Source organism: Nocardia amikacinitolerans NBRC 108937 (assembly GCF_001612615.1).
GTDB classification, from domain to species: Bacteria; Actinomycetota; Actinomycetes; order Mycobacteriales; family Mycobacteriaceae; genus Nocardia; species Nocardia amikacinitolerans.
Genome location: NZ_BDAU01000085.1, coordinates 1 through 2,516, shown reverse-complemented (window position 1 = coordinate 2,516; position 2,516 = coordinate 1). Strand labels below are relative to the sequence as shown.

The following is a 2,516-nucleotide window of genomic DNA, read 5'->3' as shown; positions in this document are numbered from 1 at the left end:
ACCTTCCCTGAACAGACGCCTCTCCCCGCTCAGGTGCCCGCCATGCTTGCTGCTCACGGTGTCACTTTGGATATCGAGTCCGTCACCAACGGCGTAGCCGCGTGACCGACCCGAGCATCGAATCCCCCCGTCCGCCGCGTACGAGTAAAGGAACGCAACGTCGCGCCGAGCTTCTCGACGTCGCCGAACGAATACTCGTCGAATTCGGGCATGGAGAGCTGACCATGCGCGCGGTCGCCTCCGCGGCCGAGATACGGCTGGGCCACCTGCAGTACTACTTTCCGAACCGCGGCGAACTGATCGCCGCGGTCTTGGGCCGTACCCTCGAACAATCCCTGCAACGGCTTGCCCCACTGCTGGCCTCCGCCGATTCGACCGAGCCGGTCGCCGATATGGTCCGAATGCTGCTGGTAGAGCAGGACGACTTCTGCCTTGTGCGTGTATACACCGAGATTTGGGCGCTGGCAGGGCGCGACGAGTCGACGGCCGAAGCGGTGCGACGTTTCTACCGTTCCTATCAGGACCAGGTCGTAAACCTCATCCGGGCGCGAAACCCCGAAGCGCCCGAAGACATCTGCCGAATACGCGCCCGCGTCTTCACCATGCTGATCGAGGGTGCGGCATTGTTTCGCTCCGGTATCGCCGACCGAGTCGACCCGGCCACGGACGTCACGCTGATAGCGACAGCTACCGCGTTGCTGACTGTATGAGTAGCCGGGGATGGAAACGCAGCCAGCGGGCTGTCGACCTGCATCAGCAGATACGCGCCGCCGGACGGAAGCCTACTGGCTGTGAAGTTCGCGGGCACGGGGTTCGGGTTCAGCCCGTGAGAGCAGGGCAGGCCCGTTGCAGGGCTTGCCAAACTTGTTGCGGTGCCTTGAATTCAGGATCGGAACGGTAGACCTCGGCGATGGCCGTCGCGTCGTCGAGCTGTTGGGCGGCTTGGTCGAGCGTGCCTGCCGCAATGGGTGGTTGTGCGCCGGGTAGCCCGCTGAACACCGGAGCGTGCGGGTCGAGAATTCTGTAGTCGATGCTGGATTCGATCTGGCGGTCGCAGCGGCACGGATTGGCACGATCGATCAGGCCGCAGCGCTCGGCGATGATCGTCCGCATGGTCCGTCGAGCGCGGGCGAGTCGCTGCCGGAACGCGGTGCGGGTGATCCCGAGCGCTTCGGCGCCCTCGGTGTCGGGAAGTCCGACGAGATCGCCGAGTAGGTAGGCGATGCGTAGGTCACGGGTAAGTGCCAGCAGCATGCCATAGGTGCAGGCCATGCGTACTTCTCCGGCCAGCACGCGAAACTCTGCCTCGTCGAAGCGATCGGGCGGAGCGAGTGCGAGGTTGCGGTCGATCCAGTCTGCGAACGGCTCCGGACCGGCCACGCTCAGTTCGATCGGCCCCCGCGCGGTCCGCAGCAGATAGCGAGTGGCGATGGAGTACACCCAAGTGGTCAGCTTGGACCGGCCCTCGAACTCCGACAGGTGGGTGACGACGAGGATGAGGATCTCCTGTGTGGCGTCGGCCGCGGCCTCGGGATCCGAGGTGAACCGCAGCGACAGACGGAACACGAGGTCCTGTAGATGGCGGCATAGTTGTTCGAGCGCGGCCGGGTCCCCGGCGACGGCTAGGCCGGCCAGACCCTCGAGGTCTGGTCGGCCCGCTGCCTCAGGCATCGGCGAACTCGACGGTCGCGTGCTCCATCGACACCATCTCCTTGATGAAAGCGAATGCCGCGACGCACTCCGGCACCGCGGCGATGCCCGCGGCCGCCGCGTCCGCGGCCGCCCGATCCTGCCATTGCACCACATCCATCCAGGTGTGTTCATCGAGACGGACCAGCCGCAGCGACACCAGTCCGTCGAACCGCTCGCGCAGTGCGGTCAGCATCGCCGGTCGCGCGGCGAGCATCGCCTCGGCATCGGACGGGTCGACCGTGAATCGTGCCATTTCCATGACGGCCATAGGACTCTCCTTGGGTAGTGAATCTTTCGACACCAGGTGAGAGACCGACGCTGCTGTGAGTGTGACAGCGCGGAGTCGGTGACTTCGGTCACTAATCGCCCGTCGCGGGGCTGTGTATCCCACTTGTTCGGGCGCGATCAGGTCTGCGCGGATGCGCCACCCGACTCGGCTTCTCGCCGCCCGTCGAACCACATCGCTTCACCCTGCCGGACAAGTACGGCGCGATCTGATCGCCGCTGCCGTAGGAGTGTCGGTCGATCACTGAGCTCCGCCCCCGAACGGGTGCTCGCACGAGTTGCGACGGCGAAGGAGCGCGGGAGGGGCAACACAAACTAGCACCAAGCAAACGCTTGGTTGTATTATGACCCTCGTGACCGCACCTGACGCCTCGAAATCAGCACGACGCAACGAACTGCTCGCGCTGGCGGCCGAACTGTTCGCCGAGCGCGGCTTGCGCGCGACCACGGTGCGCGATATCGCCGACGCGGCCGGAATCTTATCGGGCAGCCTCTACCACCACTTCGATTCCAAGGAGTCGATGGTGGACGAGATTCTG

At 65.0% G+C, this 2,516-nt stretch carries 4 protein-coding genes; 2 read left to right on the top strand and 2 right to left on the bottom strand.

Annotation, left to right across the window (positions count from 1 at the left end; translation table 11 throughout):
- Positions 1-101 precede the first annotated feature (101 nt).
- Positions 102-710, top strand: a complete 609-nt coding sequence (locus NAM01S_RS33555) for a TetR/AcrR family transcriptional regulator (RefSeq protein ID WP_084483534.1) — start codon at positions 102-104, stop codon at positions 708-710.
- Between the two features lie 109 nt (positions 711-819).
- On the opposite strand, the gene NAM01S_RS33550 is transcribed toward NAM01S_RS33555, so the two are convergent.
- Both NAM01S_RS33550 and NAM01S_RS33545 read right to left on the bottom strand, forming a co-directional pair.
- Positions 820-1,671: an RNA polymerase sigma factor gene (locus NAM01S_RS33550; protein ID WP_157108044.1), complete on the bottom strand. Its 852-nt coding sequence runs from the start codon at positions 1,669-1,671 to the stop codon at positions 820-822.
- Positions 1,664-1,960, bottom strand: a complete 297-nt coding sequence (locus NAM01S_RS33545) for an antibiotic biosynthesis monooxygenase (RefSeq protein WP_084483532.1) — start codon at positions 1,958-1,960, stop codon at positions 1,664-1,666. Before NAM01S_RS33545 ends, NAM01S_RS33550 begins: the two co-directional genes overlap by 8 nt.
- 361 nt (positions 1,961-2,321) lie before the next feature.
- Here NAM01S_RS33545 and NAM01S_RS33540 point away from each other — a divergent pair.
- On the top strand, positions 2,322-2,516 hold a 195-nt coding region (locus NAM01S_RS33540; RefSeq protein WP_157108043.1), incomplete at its 3' end, for a helix-turn-helix domain-containing protein.